Here is a 15,679-nt window from a genome sequence, read left to right on the forward strand (position 1 = left end):
CTGACAAATCTCAGAGTAATTTAGCTTCAGCTAAATCCGTTGCCTCTGAATTACCTGAGATCACCAAAATATCATTAGCCTCAAGTGTGAGTTCTGGAACAGGATCCAGCTTCACATAGTCAGCATTTCGACCCTTGCGGCGCACTGCCTGAACATTAACGCCCTCCTTCTCCAGGTCGAGCTCTCCTAAAGTTTTACCAATTGCTTGTGAATGCGGCAACAGAGTAATGGCATGTAAGCGCCAAGATTCATTAGAGCCAAAGTCATCATCCGCAGATCCGCGGAAGTAACCTCTCAGCAGGCTATAACGCTCTTCCCGCGCGGTAGTAATGCGTCGCACTACCTTACGCATTGGCACCCCCATAATCAGCAGAACATGGGAGGCGATCATCAAGCTGCCCTCAATGAGTTCGGGCACAACTTCAGTAGCGCCAGCTGCTTGCAGTTTTGCAATATCCGCATCATCTCTAGTGCGCACCAATACAGTCATACCAGGGCGCAAGTGTTCGACTTGACGAAGAACGCGCATACTTGCGGCAGTATCAGCATAGGTAATCACGACTGCCTTAGCCCTTGATAAGCCTGCAGCCACTAAATAATTTTCACGACTGGCATCGCCATAAACCACATTGTCGCCAGCAGCTGCAGCTTCTTTAACACGATCAGGATCTAAATCCAAAGCAATGTAAGGAATCTTTTCTTGATCAAGCATGCGAGCCAAACTTTGACCTGATCGACCAAATCCACAAATAACAACATGATTTTCATTGCGGACACTCTTGGCGGCAACGCGAGTGAGTGCAAGTGACTGCAATAACCATTCATTACTAGAAAAACGCATTGCTATGCGATCACTGTATTCAATGAGGAATGGCGCACAAAACATCGAGATCAACATGGCTGCTAATACCGCTTGACTCAAAGTGGGGTCAATCAAATCCAAGCCATCAATTTGATTGAGCAACACAAAGCCAAATTCACCAGCCTGAGCCAAGCACAAACCAGTTCTAATGGAAATGCCAGGACTAGAGCCAAACGCCCGCGATAACAGGGCGATAAGGCCAAACTTAAAGACTAGTGGGCCAACCAATAAAGCCAAAACAAGCAGCCACTGTTCACGAATCACATTGAAATCGAGCAGCATGCCAATCGTAATAAAGAAGAGACCTAGTAAGACATCGCGAAACGGTTTGACATCCTCCTCCACCTGATGACGGTATGGTGTTTCAGAAATCAACATGCCTGCTAAGAATGCCCCGAGCGCTAGAGACAATCCAAAGTGCTCAGTCAATCCCGCCATACCCAACACAATCAACAAGAGGTTCAGCATGAATAACTCTTGTGAGCGTAGCTTAGCAACCAATCTAAACCAATGACTCATCAAACTTTGGCCAATGAAGAAAATCAATACCAAAGCAACCGTGATTTTGATTGAGGCCGCAGTGAGCGCAACAAATAAATCGGAAGGATTTTTTCCGAGAGATGGCAATAAGATCAATAAGAAGACCACAGCCAAATCCTGGAATAACAAAATACCCACTACATTGCGACCATGCTCTGTCTCCAATTCCGCACGATCAGAAATCAGCTTGGTCACAATTGCCGTTGATGACATCGCCAGCGCACCACCTAGAGCGATCGCAGCATGCCATGAGATGGGATAAATCCAATTCATTAACAAGCTGGCTGGGATTGCTAACAACATGGTCAAAATGACTTGGCTGCCACCAAGTCCGAACACGATCGATCGCATTGCCCGCAATTTATGCAGGTTAAATTCCAGGCCAATCGAGAACATCAAGAAAACCACCCCAAATTCAGCCAAATACTTGACTGTGGCAGTGTCATTAGCCAAACCAAAGGCATGGGGACCAATCAGCACGCCAATGGCCAAATAGCCCAAAATAGGGGGCAAGCCAAAATAGCGGAAAATAACCACTCCGGCCACACCCGAGGCCAGGAGAATGAGGGTTAATTGAAGGACTGACGGCATATACTTACTCGATGATAGCTAAGACTCGTGAACGTACCCTAAAGCTTGCGCGCGACACCCTCACTATTGAGGCTGCTGCACTGCAAACCATGCGTGATCGCCTTGAGGGCGCCAATGCGGATGCCCTCGTCCTGGCGGTCGAGCTTTTACATAGCTGTAAAGGCAGAATCGTCGTTTCTGGAATTGGCAAATCGGGTCATATTGCCCGCAAAATTGCCGCCACCTTCGCCTCTACTGGTTCCCCAGCCTTTTTTGTTCATCCTGCTGAAGCCAGCCATGGTGACTTAGGCATGGTTACCAGAGATGATGTTTTTGTAGCTCTCTCTAACTCTGGTGAGACCGACGAACTGCTAACCATCGTTCCGATTGTGAAACGTACCGGCGCAAAACTGATTGCTCTCACTGGCGCCCCAAATTCCTCTCTCGCCAAATTGGCTGATGCGCATTTAGATACCAGCGTTGAAAAAGAAGCTTGTCCTTTAAATCTTGCGCCCACTACTAGCACTACTGCAGCTCTAGCGATGGGCGATGCATTGGCGGTTGCCTTACTAGATGCTCGCGGTTTTGAAGCTGAAGACTTCATTCGCTCCCATCCTGGCGGCAGACTGGGTCGCAAGCAATTGATGCATGTTAGCGAAGTGATGCGTAGCTTTGCAGACACGCCAAAAATATCGATCGATGCATCACTACAAGACGCTTTGTTAGAGATGACCTCAAAACGAATGGGCATGGTGGTAATTCTAGATGCCAATAAAAAAGTATTTGGCATATTTACTGACGGTGACTTACGTCGTCTTCTAGAAAAAACAATCAATCTCGATGGCATCACACTCGAGAGCGCTACTACTGCAGACCCGCGCACTATACCTGCAGAGTTACTTGCTGAAGAAGCAATTGAGATGATGGAAAAACATCGCATCAATCATCTGGTGGTCACTGACAACAAAGGCCTTTTACTGGGCGCTTTAAATCTTCATGATTTATTTGCCGCCAAAGTCATTTAATTTAATTAGTGATCGAAATTTTTTATGCCTAGCGCTTTTACCCCTCATAACACCAACCCTCTAGCGCAATACCCACAAGCCTGGGAGCGCGCGGGTCAAGTGAAACTCCTGGTCTTGGATGTTGATGGCGTTCTCACCAACGGACAGGTTTGGATTGGTGCAGATGGCAAAGAGTCCTTAAAAGCTTTTGATATTCAAGACGGATTAGGCATCAAGCAATTGGAGCAATGCGGTATTCCAACCGCCATTATTACTGGTCGAAATTCTAAGATGGTTTTGGCACGTTGTGATGAGCTTGGAATTAAACATGTTCATATGGGTGTTGAGAATAAAGCGATTGCATTGGCAGAAGTGATTAAATCCTTAGGGCTGACTACAGCAGATTGCGCTGTTATGGGTGATGATTGGCCAGATATGCAAATGATGAAACATGCTGGCTTACGAATTTGTCCGGCTCAAGGACATGAGGCTGTGAAAGAGTTTGCACACCTAGTCACAACCCGTAACGGTGGCAATAGTGCGGTACGTGAAGTGTGCGACTTGATTCTGAAGGCGCAGAATCGCTATGAAGAATTGCTCAATAAAGCTCGCAGCTAAGTAATGCAATTAAAGCCTCAACAAATCAAACTCAGCATTGGCCGCGCCCTGTTGCGCCTGATGCCCTTGATTTTGATGGGCACTCTCACACTAACAACTTTTTGGCTTGTACAAAAAAATACTCCACCAGAGAAATCGCCCTTAGAGCGCGCACGTCTGCATGAGCCTGACTACACCATTAAAAACGGCGCACTCTCTGCCTTAAATGAGTTTGGCAATACCAAGTACCGAATTTTGGGTGTCAAAGTAACCCACTACGACGACGATGCATCGATTGATATCCTCACGCCTCGCATGCGCCTATTTCAGCCCGAGAAAGCGCCAGTGACAGTGAAGTCAGATACCGGGCATCTTGATGGTGATCTCACTATCTTGGATTTAAACGACAACGCCAGCATCTTTCGACCAGCTCAAGCGGCAAGCGAATCACAGCCAGCCACCTTAAGAATGTTAGCCAGCTCAAGCTATTTCAAAGTACTCATTAACGATGATGTTATTGAAACAGATCGACCAATTACGCTAGAGCAAGGCATGTCGATCATGCACTCCACTGAAGGTGGGGTGTTTAACAATATTGAACAAAGCATGGTGCTTAGCGGTCAAGTTAAAGGGCGTATTGAACGCGCGCCACGGAGCAATCCATAAAATGCAGTCAATGAATTACTTGTTCCCACGATTTTCCCTACTTACCTGCGTTTTGCTGGGGCTCGTCAGCACTTTTTCAGTACACGCCGAAAAAGCAGATCAAGATAAGCCGGTCATCTTGGAAGCGGAAAAAGTTTCTGTAAATGATGTGAAACAGGTCTACGACCTCAATGGTCAAGTCTTACTCATCAAAGGCAGCATCATTGTTACTGGCGAAGATGGTCATATTGCTGTTGATCCTCAGGGTTATGAATTTGTTGATGTGATCGGCACGCCCGAAGCAGTAGCGAGCTTTAGACAACGTCGTGAAGGCATTCCAGATGAATTCATGCAAGGGCGCGGTGCTCAAGTGACTTATGATGCCAAGACAGAGTTTTTGACTCTCACTGGTGATGCCAGCCTGAAGCGCCTACTGAATATGCAAATGCTTGATCAATTGAAGGGCTGGAAAATTGAGTACGATGACGTAAAGCAGTACTATCGGGTCGTGCCTCCCAAAGATGCAAAGCCAGAGGATCTACCCCTAGCAAGAGCCATCCTTTCACCAAGACGAAAAGCAACATTAGAGAAATGACAGCGGATTTAACTCAAGCCAATAATGCACCCACACTTAGTGCCCATAACTTACAAAAACGTTATGGCTCAAGAACTGTGGTTCGTGATGTATCCGTACAAGTTAGATGCGGAGAAGTTGTAGGCTTGCTTGGCCCTAATGGAGCAGGTAAAACCACTTCCTTCTACATGATTGTTGGGCTTGTTCCGCTTGATGGTGGAAATATTGTTTTGGATGGCACCGACATCACACACTTACCCATTCATGAACGCGCACGTATGGGTCTGTCCTATTTACCGCAAGAGGCTTCCGTATTTAGAAAGCTGAATGTAGCTGAAAATATCCAGGCAGTCCTAGAGCTCCAAGTACAAGGTGGTAAGTCTCTCAGCAAGGCTGAGATTGCCAGCCGCCTAGATGAGCTTTTAGGGGAGCTCCAAATTAGCCACCTACGGAATAATCCAGCCCTTTCCCTGTCGGGCGGAGAGCGCAGACGCGTGGAGATTGCCAGGGCATTGGCCTCCCAACCAAAATTTATCTTGCTAGACGAACCTTTTGCCGGCGTTGACCCTATTGCCGTTGGGGAAATCCAGCGGATTGTGCGCTTCTTGCGCGACCGTCAAATTGGGGTGCTGATTACCGACCACAATGTGCGCGAAACCCTAGGCATCTGCGACCACGCTTACATCATCAGTGAAGGCAGCGTATTAGCCGAAGGGAAACCAGATCAGATTATTCAGAACGATGCCGTCAGAAGAGTCTATCTAGGCGAAAACTTCCGGATGTAAGCCCAGCAAGGCTTTCGGCTTTTTAAGCAATAAAAATTGCATTTCCCCCCTTGGTTTTCAGCAAATTCGCTGATACGCTGGAGGCTCATGGTTTATTTCTCAAAAAAAAACAGTTCACAAAATTACAGGGGCTTGCTGCGCACCCCAGGTATGACTTTGCGCACGTATCTATAGCATCTATAAAAGGAGTCGCTAATGAATTTGAAAATTAATAGCCGTCATATGGAAGTTACCCCTGCCATGCGCTCTCATCTTGAGGCAGGATTGGCCAAAATTCGCAAGCACTTCGATCACGTCATTGATGCGTCCGCCTTCCTGGTAGTAGACAACGCTAAGGAGAAGGATCTTCGTCAAAGCGCCGAGATCACCATTCACCTTAAGGGTAAGGATCTGTTCGCTGAAGCACACAACGCCGATCTCTATCACGCCATGGATGCAGTGGTGGATAAATTAGAACGTCAAGTTGTAAAACACAAAGAAAAGATCCAAGATCATCATCACGAAAAGCATTTTGAGTGAGCGATCGCGTCGGGACACCTATAATCAATTCACATGAATGCCCTGACCAATCTTTTTACTCCCGACTGCATTGCATTAGACGTCCCCGCCAAAAGCAGGGCTGATGCATTTGCAGCCGCTGGAGAACTATTCGCTAAACAAACGGGTATTGAGGCCAGCTCCGTAGTTGAGTTCCTCAATGCACGCGAAAATTTAGGCTCCACCGCACTTGGTGCTGGCGTAGCTATTCCCCATGGTCGCGTGAAAGGCTTAAAACAGCCTAGCGCTGCGTTCATGAGGCTGCAAAACCCAATTGAGTTTGCAGCTCCAGATAACGAAACAGTATCTATATTAATTTTCTTGTTGGTGCCAGAAAAAGCCACTCAACAACATTTAGAAATTTTGTCTTCGATTGCCCAGCTCTTATCTGATGCAGATGCTCGTCAGACTTTGTCGTCTGTAGCGGACCCTGTAAAAGTTTGCGAACTTTTACAGCACTGGGGTACAGCAAAATGACGCAGCCTTTACTCCTAGACGGAGTAACTGCTCAGCAGATTTTTGATGACAATGTTTCAGATCTAAAGCTTTCTTGGATCGGCGGTCTTGAGGGTGCTGATCGTACTTTTCCGCCTGAAGCAGTTAAGGCTGCTGCTGCTAGCTCGGACTTGGTAGGTCACTTAAACCTGATTCACCCGAGCCGCATTCAAATCTTTGGCGAGCAAGAAGTGGACTATCACGCTGCTCTAGAGCCGAAACAAAAACAAGAACAAATTGCGAGCTTGATCTCAAAGACACCTCCTTGCGTCATTGTGGCGGACGGCAAGAGTGCGGATCCAGACTTGCAGCTCTTCTGCCAGCGCTCTTCAACACCCTTATTTACTACAGCCATTTCCGCCGCGGAAGTCATTGACCATTTACGCACTTACCTCACCAAAATTGGTGCGCCCCAAATCACGATGCATGGCGTCTTCATGGACATCTTGGGCTTGGGCGTACTACTTACCGGCGAATCCGGGCTTGGTAAAAGTGAATTAGGTCTTGAATTGATTTCTCGTGGGCACGGATTAGTAGCAGACGATGCCGTTGACTTTGCGCGACTTGGCCCCGATTACATTGAAGGCCGTTGCCCCGTCATCTTGCGTAATCTTCTTGAAGTTCGCGGCTTAGGCCTCTTAGATATTCGCACCATCTTCGGTGAGACTGCAGTGCGCCGCAAATTAAAGCTACGTTTAATTGTGCAACTGGTTCGTAGGAATGATGGTGAATTCGAGCGATTACCTCTTGAAGCCCAGCATATCGACGTACTAGGAATTCCCATTCGTACAGTCAAAATTCAAGTGGCCGCAGGTCGTAACTTAGCCGTATTAGTTGAAGCTGCTGTGCGTAATACGATTTTGCAATTGCGCGGTATCGATACGTTAAAAGAATTTATTGAACGTCAGCGCATTCAGATGAATGCCGACACTGAAACTAGCAAGTCTCAAGGTCGTTTACTTTAAGTTATGCAGATTAATCTGATTACCGGAATCTCAGGCTCAGGTAAATCAGTAGCCCTGAGGGCTTTCGAGGATGCAGGCTATGACTGCGTAGACAATCTTCCTGTTTCACTTCTTGAGAGCCTCATCTCCACCCTTGAAAAAGAAAAGTGCGAGCAAGTGGCAGTCGCTATTGACGCACGTCGGGGTCAGACCATTGCAGACCTGCCGTCTATTCTCGAGAGCTTACGTAAAAATCACCAAGTACGAGTAGTTTTCTTAAACGCTGATACCAATACTCTCATTCAGCGCTTTTCAGAGACACGTCGACGTCACCCCCTCTCCACCAATGGCAAGCAGTCGCAATCTGCAACATTAATTGAAGCAATTGATAAAGAACGTAATCTGTTGGAGCCATTGCGTACCCAAGCCCACAGCATTGATACTAGTAACCTCCCTGCTCATGCACTACGTTCTTGGATTCAGGATCTCCTCAAAGACAAGCCAGTAGGCCTCACAGTAGTTTTTGAATCCTTCGGCTTTAAAAAAGGTGTGCCTAGCGAAGCTGACTTGGTATTTGATGTGCGCTGCCTACCCAATCCCCACTATGACAAAGTATTGCGACCACTCACCGGCAACGACAAACCTGTAAAAGAATTTCTAGAAAAAATTCCTGAGGTAGTCAGCATGGAAACAGACATCACCCAATTTATTAACAAATGGTTGCCCCATTACATCGCCGATGGTCGGAGTTACTTAACGGTTGCTATTGGCTGTACCGGTGGTCAACACCGTTCTGTTTATCTAGTGGGTCGTCTGAGCGAACATTTCCGCGCCCAAAAAGATTTGATGGACTTGCAGCTTAATTTTTTAAATCGCCACCGCGAACTAGACTCAATCCCTGTAGCAAAAGCTTAATCGGCTGCGGCAAGCCATAGCGTCCCAATTGGCTCAGGGGTACCCACTTCAGATCTGAATTTGCAAAATTCAACTCTTTTGAGGAGCTTGCCTGCCAAATCTGCATCCACAAGCGACGATGCGTAAAGACATGTTTAATTTCATGGCTCCGAATCACTGATTTACACGCCTTACTCAGTACAGACTTTTCATCTGGCAATATAGCCGTAAATAATTCCTGGGGACTTATCTCGACGTCTTTTGCACGAACTACTCTAGGAGTCCAAGACCCTTCAGGCAGGGACCAGAGACCGCCCCAAATAGCCTTACTAGGACGCTTTTGCAAAAGGACAGCATTACCCGAACGCATGAGCAACATATTGCAATCAAATTCAGGGGATTTTGTCTTCTGCGCTTTTTGCGGCAGCAAAAGGACTTGATCACTTAAATTTGCCTGGCAATCTTTTGCGAATGGGCACTTTTTTTCAGAGCCCAAACACACCGGCTTGCGAGATGTGCACCAAGTGGCACCAAAGTCCATCAATGCCTGCGTATAGACTGGCATATCAACAGGCTTAATTGGCAACAAATCAGTTGCCAAAGCCCAAAGGCGATCGTTTACCGCCTTATCCTGTATCGGTCCTTCAATTGCAAATAAACGCGCGAGAATACGTTTGACGTTGGCGTCCAAAATAGGGGCTCGCTCAAGAAAAGCAAATGCGGCAATAGCACCCGCAGTGGAGCGGCCAATACCCTTCAGCTGCTCAAGCAGAATAGGATCACTTGGAAACTGGCCGCCAAACTCCGCCATCACCTGTTTTGCGCAAGTATGTAGATTTCTAGCGCGAGAGTAGTAACCCAAACCAGCCCACTCTGCCAGTACGTCATCAAGGTCTGCAGTAGCTAATTTTTTTACCGTTGGAAAGCGTTTCATAAAACGCGGGTAGCGCTCAAGAACAGTAGCCACCTGAGTTTGCTGCAACATGATTTCTGAAACCCATACCGCATAAGGATCTCGATTACCCTGCCACGGTAAGCCAGAGCGTCCGCTGACACCATGCCAAGCAATCAACTTTGAAGCAAAGGCCTTGCTTAGCGTTTTTGACATTGGGGACAGAAATAAGTAGAGCGTTGACCCTGCACTATCTGATGAATCGGTGTTTTACATACCTTGCATGGCAAGCCTTTGCGGTCATAGACTTTGGTTTGAACCATAAAGTGTCCAGGATCGCCATCGCTATTCACAAAATCTTTTAATGAACTACCGCCAGCAGCAATGGCTTTTTTCAGTATTGATCTCACTGCCATTGCAAGACGTGAGCATTGTGGTCGCGTCAGTTTGCCTGCAGCTTTTACTGGATGAATACCAGCCTCAAACAAGCTTTCTGAACAATAAATATTGCCAACACCAACAACTGCTTGCCCCGCCAAAAGAAACTGCTTCACAGCAATACTCCGTTTACGGGAGATTTGATACAAAATCTCTGCGCCCAACTCACCCTCAAACTCCGGAGAAAATGGCTCAACTCCAAGCTTTTGCAAAAGAGTAAATGTTTCAATCGGGCCCTTTGATTTAGGGTGCCATAAGACCGCGCCGAATTTTCGTGGGTCGTGCAAACGCAAACTCAACTTGCCAAACTCTAGCGTCACTCGATCATGAATCTTAAGAGCATCGGAACTTGGGAGCACACGTAAAGTTCCGGTCATCCCTAAATGAATCAGCAAATAGCCTGTATCCATTTCGAATAAAAGGTACTTTCCACGCCTCTCAATGGCATGCACTTTTTGCCCAGGCAAGCTTTTAGACAGGCTAGCGGGCACTGGCCAACGCAGGCGTCCATCAATAACCTTGACGGCGCTGACCTTGCGCCCCTCGAGATGGGGAGCAATTCCTAATCGGGTGACTTCTACTTCTGGAAGTTCTGGCATAAATGAATTGTAGATTCGCGGATTAGAATGTGCTTATGAGTAAATTCAGACTAAAACCTCTTTTAAGGGGTTTATTCCTGGCAGCCTTGGCTGGTGGAGTCATTTCATCAGCGCACGCTCAAACACAGCCAAACGGACTGCAAACCGGTGAAGGCATTTTTGAGGTGCTTGCCTCTGAAATCGCCCTGCAACGCGGTGAAGCCGGTTTGGCTTACAACACCTACCTGGAGATGGCGCGTCAATACAAAGATCCCAGATTGGCTCAAAGAGCAATGGAAATTGCCATTGCGGGCGGCTCTCCAGACCTAGCCATGCAAGCGGCGAAGACCTGGGATGAACTCTCTCCAGCCGCAGATTCAAAACCGAAAGAAGTCTTAGTTACCCTCTTAGTTTTAGGCAACCGTTGGGCTGAAGCAGTGAAGCCAGCCATTGCATTACTGCGTCAACAATCTCCTGCACAGCAAGAAAATACTTTGCTGCAATTACAAGCGCTACTTGCCAAAGCAAAAGATGAGTCAGATGCCTTACGTGCCTTTTATGAAATCGCATCGACTGTCAAAATCCCGCCTAAGGATCCTGGTCTGCTGTATACCTATGCCATGTCGGCTGAAAAATTCGGTCGCATTGATGTCATGGAAAAAACCTTGCGTGATATTTTGCGCAAAAACCCCAATGATGTGAATTCACTAAATGCCCTTGGTTACTCCTTGGCCGATCGCAATATCAAGTTACCAGAAGCCTATGCACTCATTAGCAAAGCGCATCAGCTATCTCCAAAAGATAGTTTTATTTTGGACAGTCTAGGTTGGGTGAACTTTCGACTTGGTAAAAATGCAATTGCTTTAGAGCAACTACAGCAAGCATTTGCCATAAAACCAGAAGCGGATATTGCGGCCCATACAGGTGAAGTGTTGTGGGTTATGAATCGTCATATCGAGGCAGAAGAGATGTGGCGCCAGGGACAAAAAATAGATGCTAATAATCCAACCCTCAAAGAAACTTTAAAGCGCTTAAAACCTGACTGGACTAGAGATGATCAATCATCCAAAGGCTCATGGGACGGGCGTTTTTCCGTCAAAGTGATTGGTTTAACAGAGTCGCAAAACCAAGGCGGCTCTGGCGGCTTTACCTTGACACAAGAGGCATTAAAAGATGTTTTAGAGATCCGTAATCCCATGGGTGGCTCTATAGCAAAAATTACGATTACTCCCGGTGAAGCTACGCTCGAAAGTGATGGCAAAGTTGTTACCGAAGTCGATGCAGATACCTTGGTACAAAACACTTTAGGTCTTCCATTGCCAGCGCGCGGACTGTCCAATTGGCTAAGAGGCGAAGTACGTCCCGGAAGCGAAGCAAGTATTGATAGAAATGCTAAGGGTCAAGTGAGTAAGATTAGTCAAGATGGTTGGGACTTGGTATACACCTGGAGCAATACCAACAAACTTGAAAAACTCATTATGACGCGCAGCTCAAACATCGGCTCGATTGATATTCGTCTGGTGTTTGATCGTCCGAATGATTAAGTGAAGCTGTCATTGTGAGCATTGATCATTTAACGCTTCGCTCTCCAGCTAAGCTCAATCTCTTTTTGCACATCGTTGGACGCAGGGCAGATGGTTACCATCTACTGCAATCTGTCTTTCAGATGATTGATTGGTGTGACACACTCCACTTGAAGCATATCTCTGAAAATGCAGTGCGACGAATCAATCCAATTCCCGGCGTTCCACCAGAACAAGATTTAGTAGTGCGCGCCGCAAACTTACTCAAAGATTTTTGCAAGATTGAAGCTGGGGTTGAAATTGATCTTCAAAAGGAAATTCCGATGGGAGCAGGCATGGGAGGCGGCTCCTCAGATGCAGCAAGCACTCTCATTGGTCTGAATGCACTCTGGAATCTCCGTCTTTCTAAAGAGACGCTATGTGGTCTGGGCTTACAGCTCGGGGCTGACGTCCCATTCTTCATCTTTGGTAAAAATGCTTTTGTTGAGGGTATCGGCGAGAAAATTCAGGAAATTTCCCTTGAAACCCCTGAATTTTTGGTCATATTCCCCAATCAAGGCATCGCTACCGCTAGCATTTTTCAAGACCCTGAATTGACCCGAGATCACGCTCAGATTACAATTGATGGCTTTCTTGCATCGCCGTTGTTATATCAATCGAATGATTGTCAGGCTGTAGCGGTGCGGATTTGCCCAGAAGTGAAGCAAGCTTTGAATTGGATTACCCAGGCAGTACCGGGCTCACAGCCCCGAATGTCTGGCTCTGGAAGTAGCGTTTTTGCCGTCTTAGACCCTAAGACCGACACCGCAAAACTAGAAAATCTTCTTCAAAATCTTCCTAAAGGGTGGGTAGGTCGGGTTGTTCGGGGGCTAAATAAAAATCCCGCTTACAATTTGATTTCTTCAGATTGACCTGTAGGGGAATCGCCAAGCTGGTTAAGGCACTGGATTTTGATTCCAGCATGCGAAGGTTCGAATCCTTCTTCCCCTGCCAAATACTGTAGAAACGATAAAGATAACCTTTTGACCTCACAAAACCCTTAAGACTATGTCCTCCATAAACGCAGATTTATTGACTCTTTTCACAGGCAACGCAAATCCCGTTTTGGCTGAGGCCGTAGCCAAAGAACTCAACCTTCCAATGGGAAAAGCCTTTGTTGGCAGATTCTCTGACGGTGAGATTCAGGTAGAAATTCAAGAAAACGTCCGCGGCAAAAATGTCGTGGTGATCCAATCAACCTGTGCGCCTACAAACGACAGCTTGATGGAATTAATGATCATGATTGATGCCCTAAAGCGTGCTTCTGCAAGCCGCATAACCGCAGTGATTCCTTACTTCGGCTATGCCCGTCAAGACCGTAGACCACGTTCAGCACGCGTTGCAATCTCTGCTCGTATTGTGGCCAACATGCTTCAGTCCGTTGCTGGCATTGAGCGCGTTCTGACAATGGATCTGCATGCTGATCAAATTCAGGGCTTCTTTGACATCCCCGTAGATAACATCTATGCCTCCCCAGTCCTGTTAGCTGACTTGGAAGCACAAAAAACCAAGAAAGATCTCATCATTGTTTCTCCAGATATTGGCGGTGTAGTACGCGCCCGCGCAATGGCTAAGCAATTGGGCACCGATTTGGCGATTATTGATAAACGTCGCCCTAAAGCGAACGTATCTGAAGTAATGCACCTCATTGGCGAAGTAGAAGGCCGCCATTGCGTCATCATGGATGACATCATTGATACTGGTGGAACCCTCTGTAAAGCCGCTGAAGCGCTTAAAGAGCGTGGCGCAAAGGGTGTTACTGCCTACTGTACTCACGCCGTTCTGTCAGGCGGCGCTGTTGCCCGTATCGCAGCCTCTGAATTGGATGAGTTGGTTGTTACCGATACCATCCCGCTGACCCCAGAAGCGATGAAAGTATCCAAAATTCGTCAATTGAGCGTTGCTCCCATCCTCGCTGAAACCCTTTCCCGCATTAGCAAGGGTGATTCAGTGATGTCGATGTTCGCCGAATAAGCCAAAAACCACCGTTTTACCCCGGTTTTTGGCAGTTTTGAGCCTTTTGTAGGCAAAAACATTCGTTCCCACGATATAATCAAAGGCTTTTCTGTTTGGTCGCGAACGGAAATTAACCTTAACTAGGAAATTCATCATGAAAGTAGTTGCCTTTGAAAGAAGCGTACAGGGAACGGGTGCGAGCCGCCGTCTGCGCAATTCCGGAAAAACTCCGGGAATCGTTTACGGTAGTAAAGATCCAGCCTTGGTCATCGAGTTAGACCACAACGCGTTGTTCCATGCCCTCCGCAAGGAAGCGTTCCACTCATCCATTTTGGATTTGGAAATTGGTGGCAAGACACAAAAAGTGTTGTTGCGCGATTACCAAATGCATCCATTTAAGCCATTGGTATTGCACATTGACTTCCAACGCGTATCCGCGACTGAGAAAGTTCATATGCGCGTTCCATTGCACTTCACTAATGCTGACACTTCAGCTGCTGTGAAATTGCAAGGCGCAGTAATTAGCCACATCATGACTGAGCTCGAAGTTTCTTGCTTACCAGCAGACTTGCCAGAGTTCATCGAAGTGGACTTAGCAAAGATTGAAGTTGGTCACGGTATTCACGCTAAAGATCTCGCATTGCCAAAAGGCGTTACTTTGGTATTGCATGTTGAGCAAGAAAACCCAGTGCTTGCAAACGCACGTATTCCAGCAGTTAAAGCTGCTGAGCCTACAGATGCGCCTGCTGCACCAGCAGCGGCAGCCCCTGCAGCTGAAGCACCAAAGGATAAAGCTTAATTTATTAGCTCAATCGCTTGTATTAGAAGGCCTGCGCAAGCGGGCCTTTTTTATTGCCCCAAGTTTTCATTCTTTTTTGGCGAAATACTTTTATATCTTTAAACTCTCAACATGACTAAATTAATTGTTGGCCTAGGCAACCCTGGAGATGAGCACGAAGAAGATCGGCACAATGCCGGATTCTGGTTTGTCGACGCCTTAGCAAAACAATTCAGTGCACGCTTTGAATCAGAAAAACGCTTTCATGGAAAAGTAGCTAAAGCTAAATGGGAAGGTGAAGATCTTTACCTGCTAAAGCCAAGCACCTACATGAATCTAAGTGGTCAATCCGTTGGCGCACTATGTCGCTTTCATAAAATTACGCCGGCAGATATTTTGGTAGTGCAAGATGAACTTGATCTCAAGCCTGGCACCGCTCGTTTGAAGTTAGGTGGGGGTACTGGTGGTCACAATGGTCTGAAAGATATTCAGGCACATTTAAGCACTCCAGATTATTGGCGCTTACGCCTTGGTATTGGCCATCCCAGAGATTTAGCGGGTGATGGACGCCCTATGGATGTCGCAGATTATGTTTTGCGTAGACCGCAATTGGCTGAGCAAAAACTCATTGATGCCAGCATTGAAAATGGCTTGCAAATTTTGCCGCTCTTTTTAAAGGGCGATACCCAAACAGCCATGATGGAGCTGCACTCTAAGGGCTAACTTAGTTAAGCTGCGCAGTTAAGCGGCATTCATCTTTTTGGCAGCAGTTAAAAGCTTGAACTTCACCATCAATTGGTCTTGAGTTTCAGTGTGCTCAGGATTAAATGGAATGCAGTCTACCGGGCATACCTGGCGACACTGAGGGGCATCGTAGTGACCTACGCATTCAGTGCATTTATCAGGGTTGATTTCGTAAATCTCCAAGCCCATATAAATCGCATCATTTGGACATTCTGGCTCGCACACATCGCAGTTGATGCATTCGTCTGTGATCATTAAAGCCATGGTTTACTCGCCAGTGTCAC

18 protein-coding genes and 1 tRNA gene are annotated in these 15,679 nt (G+C 46.9%); 15 read left to right on the forward strand and 4 right to left on the reverse strand.

Going from position 1 to position 15,679, the window contains the following annotated elements; genetic code table 11:
• Positions 1–10 precede the first annotated feature (10 nt).
• A complete protein-coding gene (locus tag AOC21_RS09145) occupies positions 11–1,993 on the reverse strand; it encodes a monovalent cation:proton antiporter family protein (protein ID WP_215391674.1) in 1,983 nt (660 codons plus the stop codon).
• Positions 1,994–2,004: 11 nt separating this feature from the next.
• Here AOC21_RS09145 and AOC21_RS09150 point away from each other — a divergent pair, with 11 nt between their 5' ends.
• The 9 genes from AOC21_RS09150 to rapZ all read left to right on the forward strand — a co-directional run bounded on the left by AOC21_RS09150 (position 2,005) and on the right by rapZ (position 8,468).
• Positions 2,005–2,997 carry an SIS domain-containing protein gene (locus tag AOC21_RS09150; RefSeq protein WP_215391675.1) on the forward strand — a complete coding sequence of 331 codons (993 nt, stop codon included), beginning with the start codon at positions 2,005–2,007 and terminating at the stop codon, positions 2,995–2,997.
• A gap of 24 nt (positions 2,998–3,021) precedes the next feature.
• Positions 3,022–3,594 carry an HAD family hydrolase gene (locus tag AOC21_RS09155; protein WP_215391676.1) on the forward strand — a complete coding sequence of 191 codons (573 nt, stop codon included), beginning with the start codon at positions 3,022–3,024 and terminating at the stop codon, positions 3,592–3,594.
• Positions 3,595–3,597: 3 nt separating this feature from the next.
• Positions 3,598–4,239 carry an LPS export ABC transporter periplasmic protein LptC gene (gene lptC / locus AOC21_RS09160; protein ID WP_215391677.1) on the forward strand — a complete coding sequence of 214 codons (642 nt, stop codon included), beginning with the start codon at positions 3,598–3,600 and terminating at the stop codon, positions 4,237–4,239.
• A 1-nt stretch (position 4,240) separates the two neighbouring features.
• A complete protein-coding gene (locus tag AOC21_RS09165; RefSeq protein ID WP_215391678.1) occupies positions 4,241–4,813 on the forward strand; it encodes an LptA/OstA family protein in 573 nt (190 codons plus the stop codon).
• Complete coding sequence (gene lptB / locus AOC21_RS09170) at positions 4,810–5,577, forward strand: LPS export ABC transporter ATP-binding protein (protein WP_215391679.1); 768 nt, start codon at positions 4,810–4,812, stop codon at positions 5,575–5,577. Before AOC21_RS09165 ends, lptB begins: the two co-directional genes overlap by 4 nt.
• A gap of 195 nt (positions 5,578–5,772) precedes the next feature.
• On the forward strand, positions 5,773–6,096 hold the full coding sequence (hpf, locus tag AOC21_RS09175; protein ID WP_215391680.1) for a ribosome hibernation-promoting factor, HPF/YfiA family: 324 nt from the start codon (positions 5,773–5,775) through the stop codon (positions 6,094–6,096).
• Between the two features lie 33 nt (positions 6,097–6,129).
• Complete coding sequence (locus AOC21_RS09180; protein ID WP_215391681.1) at positions 6,130–6,591, forward strand: PTS sugar transporter subunit IIA; 462 nt, start codon at positions 6,130–6,132, stop codon at positions 6,589–6,591.
• Positions 6,588–7,574, forward strand: a complete 987-nt coding sequence (gene hprK, locus AOC21_RS09185; RefSeq protein ID WP_215391682.1) for an HPr(Ser) kinase/phosphatase — start codon at positions 6,588–6,590, stop codon at positions 7,572–7,574. Before AOC21_RS09180 ends, hprK begins: the two co-directional genes overlap by 4 nt.
• A gap of 3 nt (positions 7,575–7,577) precedes the next feature.
• Complete coding sequence (rapZ, locus tag AOC21_RS09190; protein ID WP_215391683.1) at positions 7,578–8,468, forward strand: RNase adapter RapZ; 891 nt, start codon at positions 7,578–7,580, stop codon at positions 8,466–8,468.
• Here rapZ and mutY read toward each other — a convergent pair.
• Together mutY and mutM are read right to left on the reverse strand one after the other, a co-directional pair.
• Positions 8,413–9,555: an A/G-specific adenine glycosylase gene (mutY, locus tag AOC21_RS09195; protein ID WP_215391684.1), complete on the reverse strand. Its 1,143-nt coding sequence runs from the start codon at positions 9,553–9,555 to the stop codon at positions 8,413–8,415. The two genes, rapZ and mutY, sit on opposite strands and share 56 nt — an antisense overlap.
• The gene (mutM, locus tag AOC21_RS09200) at positions 9,540–10,376 is read right to left on the reverse strand and encodes a bifunctional DNA-formamidopyrimidine glycosylase/DNA-(apurinic or apyrimidinic site) lyase (RefSeq protein WP_215391685.1); all 837 of its coding nucleotides are present in this window, start codon (positions 10,374–10,376) and stop codon (positions 9,540–9,542) included. Before mutM ends, mutY begins: the two co-directional genes overlap by 16 nt.
• Before the next feature lie 35 nt (positions 10,377–10,411).
• On the opposite strand from mutM, the gene AOC21_RS09205 reads away from it, so the two are divergent.
• The 6 genes from AOC21_RS09205 (at position 10,412) to pth (ending at position 15,374) form a co-directional block, all read left to right on the forward strand.
• A complete protein-coding gene (locus AOC21_RS09205; protein ID WP_215391686.1) occupies positions 10,412–11,899 on the forward strand; it encodes a lipoprotein insertase outer membrane protein LolB in 1,488 nt (495 codons plus the stop codon).
• Positions 11,900–11,910: 11 nt separating this feature from the next.
• Complete coding sequence (gene ispE, locus AOC21_RS09210; RefSeq protein WP_371817821.1) at positions 11,911–12,789, forward strand: 4-(cytidine 5'-diphospho)-2-C-methyl-D-erythritol kinase; 879 nt, start codon at positions 11,911–11,913, stop codon at positions 12,787–12,789.
• Between the two features lie 5 nt (positions 12,790–12,794).
• Positions 12,795–12,871, forward strand: a tRNA-Gln gene (locus AOC21_RS09215).
• Positions 12,872–12,925: 54 nt separating this feature from the next.
• Entirely contained in the window at positions 12,926–13,891 is a 966-nt protein-coding gene (locus tag AOC21_RS09220) for a ribose-phosphate pyrophosphokinase (protein WP_216860181.1), read from the forward strand.
• 136 nt (positions 13,892–14,027) lie between these two features.
• On the forward strand, positions 14,028–14,672 hold the full coding sequence (locus AOC21_RS09225) for a 50S ribosomal protein L25/general stress protein Ctc (RefSeq protein ID WP_215391688.1): 645 nt from the start codon (positions 14,028–14,030) through the stop codon (positions 14,670–14,672).
• Positions 14,673–14,783: 111 nt separating this feature from the next.
• On the forward strand, positions 14,784–15,374 hold the full coding sequence (gene pth / locus AOC21_RS09230; RefSeq protein ID WP_215391689.1) for an aminoacyl-tRNA hydrolase: 591 nt from the start codon (positions 14,784–14,786) through the stop codon (positions 15,372–15,374).
• Positions 15,375–15,392: 18 nt separating this feature from the next.
• Here the strand turns inward: pth and AOC21_RS09235 are convergent, their stop codons facing one another.
• Positions 15,393–15,659, reverse strand: a complete 267-nt coding sequence (locus tag AOC21_RS09235) for a YfhL family 4Fe-4S dicluster ferredoxin (protein WP_215391690.1) — start codon at positions 15,657–15,659, stop codon at positions 15,393–15,395.
• Positions 15,660–15,679 lie beyond the last annotated feature (20 nt).

Source organism: Polynucleobacter sp. VK25 (assembly GCF_018687355.1).
In the GTDB taxonomy this organism is placed as follows: Bacteria; Pseudomonadota; Gammaproteobacteria; order Burkholderiales; family Burkholderiaceae; genus Polynucleobacter.

Coding starts and splice junctions, on each gene's coding strand:
- pth (WP_215391689.1), top strand. CDS start 14,784: ATGACTAAATTAATTGTTGGCCTAGGCAACCCTGGAGATGAGCACGAA.
- mutY (WP_215391684.1), bottom strand. CDS start 9,555: ATGTCAAAAACGCTAAGCAAGGCCTTTGCTTCAAAGTTGATTGCTTGG.
- AOC21_RS09225 (WP_215391688.1), top strand. CDS start 14,028: ATGAAAGTAGTTGCCTTTGAAAGAAGCGTACAGGGAACGGGTGCGAGC.
- rapZ (WP_215391683.1), top strand. CDS start 7,578: ATGCAGATTAATCTGATTACCGGAATCTCAGGCTCAGGTAAATCAGTA.
- AOC21_RS09150 (WP_215391675.1), top strand. CDS start 2,005: ATGATAGCTAAGACTCGTGAACGTACCCTAAAGCTTGCGCGCGACACC.
- lptC (WP_215391677.1), top strand. CDS start 3,598: ATGCAATTAAAGCCTCAACAAATCAAACTCAGCATTGGCCGCGCCCTG.
- mutM (WP_215391685.1), bottom strand. CDS start 10,376: ATGCCAGAACTTCCAGAAGTAGAAGTCACCCGATTAGGAATTGCTCCC.
- hpf (WP_215391680.1), top strand. CDS start 5,773: ATGAATTTGAAAATTAATAGCCGTCATATGGAAGTTACCCCTGCCATG.
- AOC21_RS09145 (WP_215391674.1), bottom strand. CDS start 1,993: ATGCCGTCAGTCCTTCAATTAACCCTCATTCTCCTGGCCTCGGGTGTG.
- AOC21_RS09235 (WP_215391690.1), bottom strand. CDS start 15,659: ATGGCTTTAATGATCACAGACGAATGCATCAACTGCGATGTGTGCGAG.
- AOC21_RS09180 (WP_215391681.1), top strand. CDS start 6,130: ATGAATGCCCTGACCAATCTTTTTACTCCCGACTGCATTGCATTAGAC.
- lptB (WP_215391679.1), top strand. CDS start 4,810: ATGACAGCGGATTTAACTCAAGCCAATAATGCACCCACACTTAGTGCC.
- AOC21_RS09205 (WP_215391686.1), top strand. CDS start 10,412: ATGAGTAAATTCAGACTAAAACCTCTTTTAAGGGGTTTATTCCTGGCA.
- AOC21_RS09220 (WP_216860181.1), top strand. CDS start 12,926: ATGTCCTCCATAAACGCAGATTTATTGACTCTTTTCACAGGCAACGCA.
- hprK (WP_215391682.1), top strand. CDS start 6,588: ATGACGCAGCCTTTACTCCTAGACGGAGTAACTGCTCAGCAGATTTTT.
- AOC21_RS09165 (WP_215391678.1), top strand. CDS start 4,241: ATGCAGTCAATGAATTACTTGTTCCCACGATTTTCCCTACTTACCTGC.
- AOC21_RS09155 (WP_215391676.1), top strand. CDS start 3,022: ATGCCTAGCGCTTTTACCCCTCATAACACCAACCCTCTAGCGCAATAC.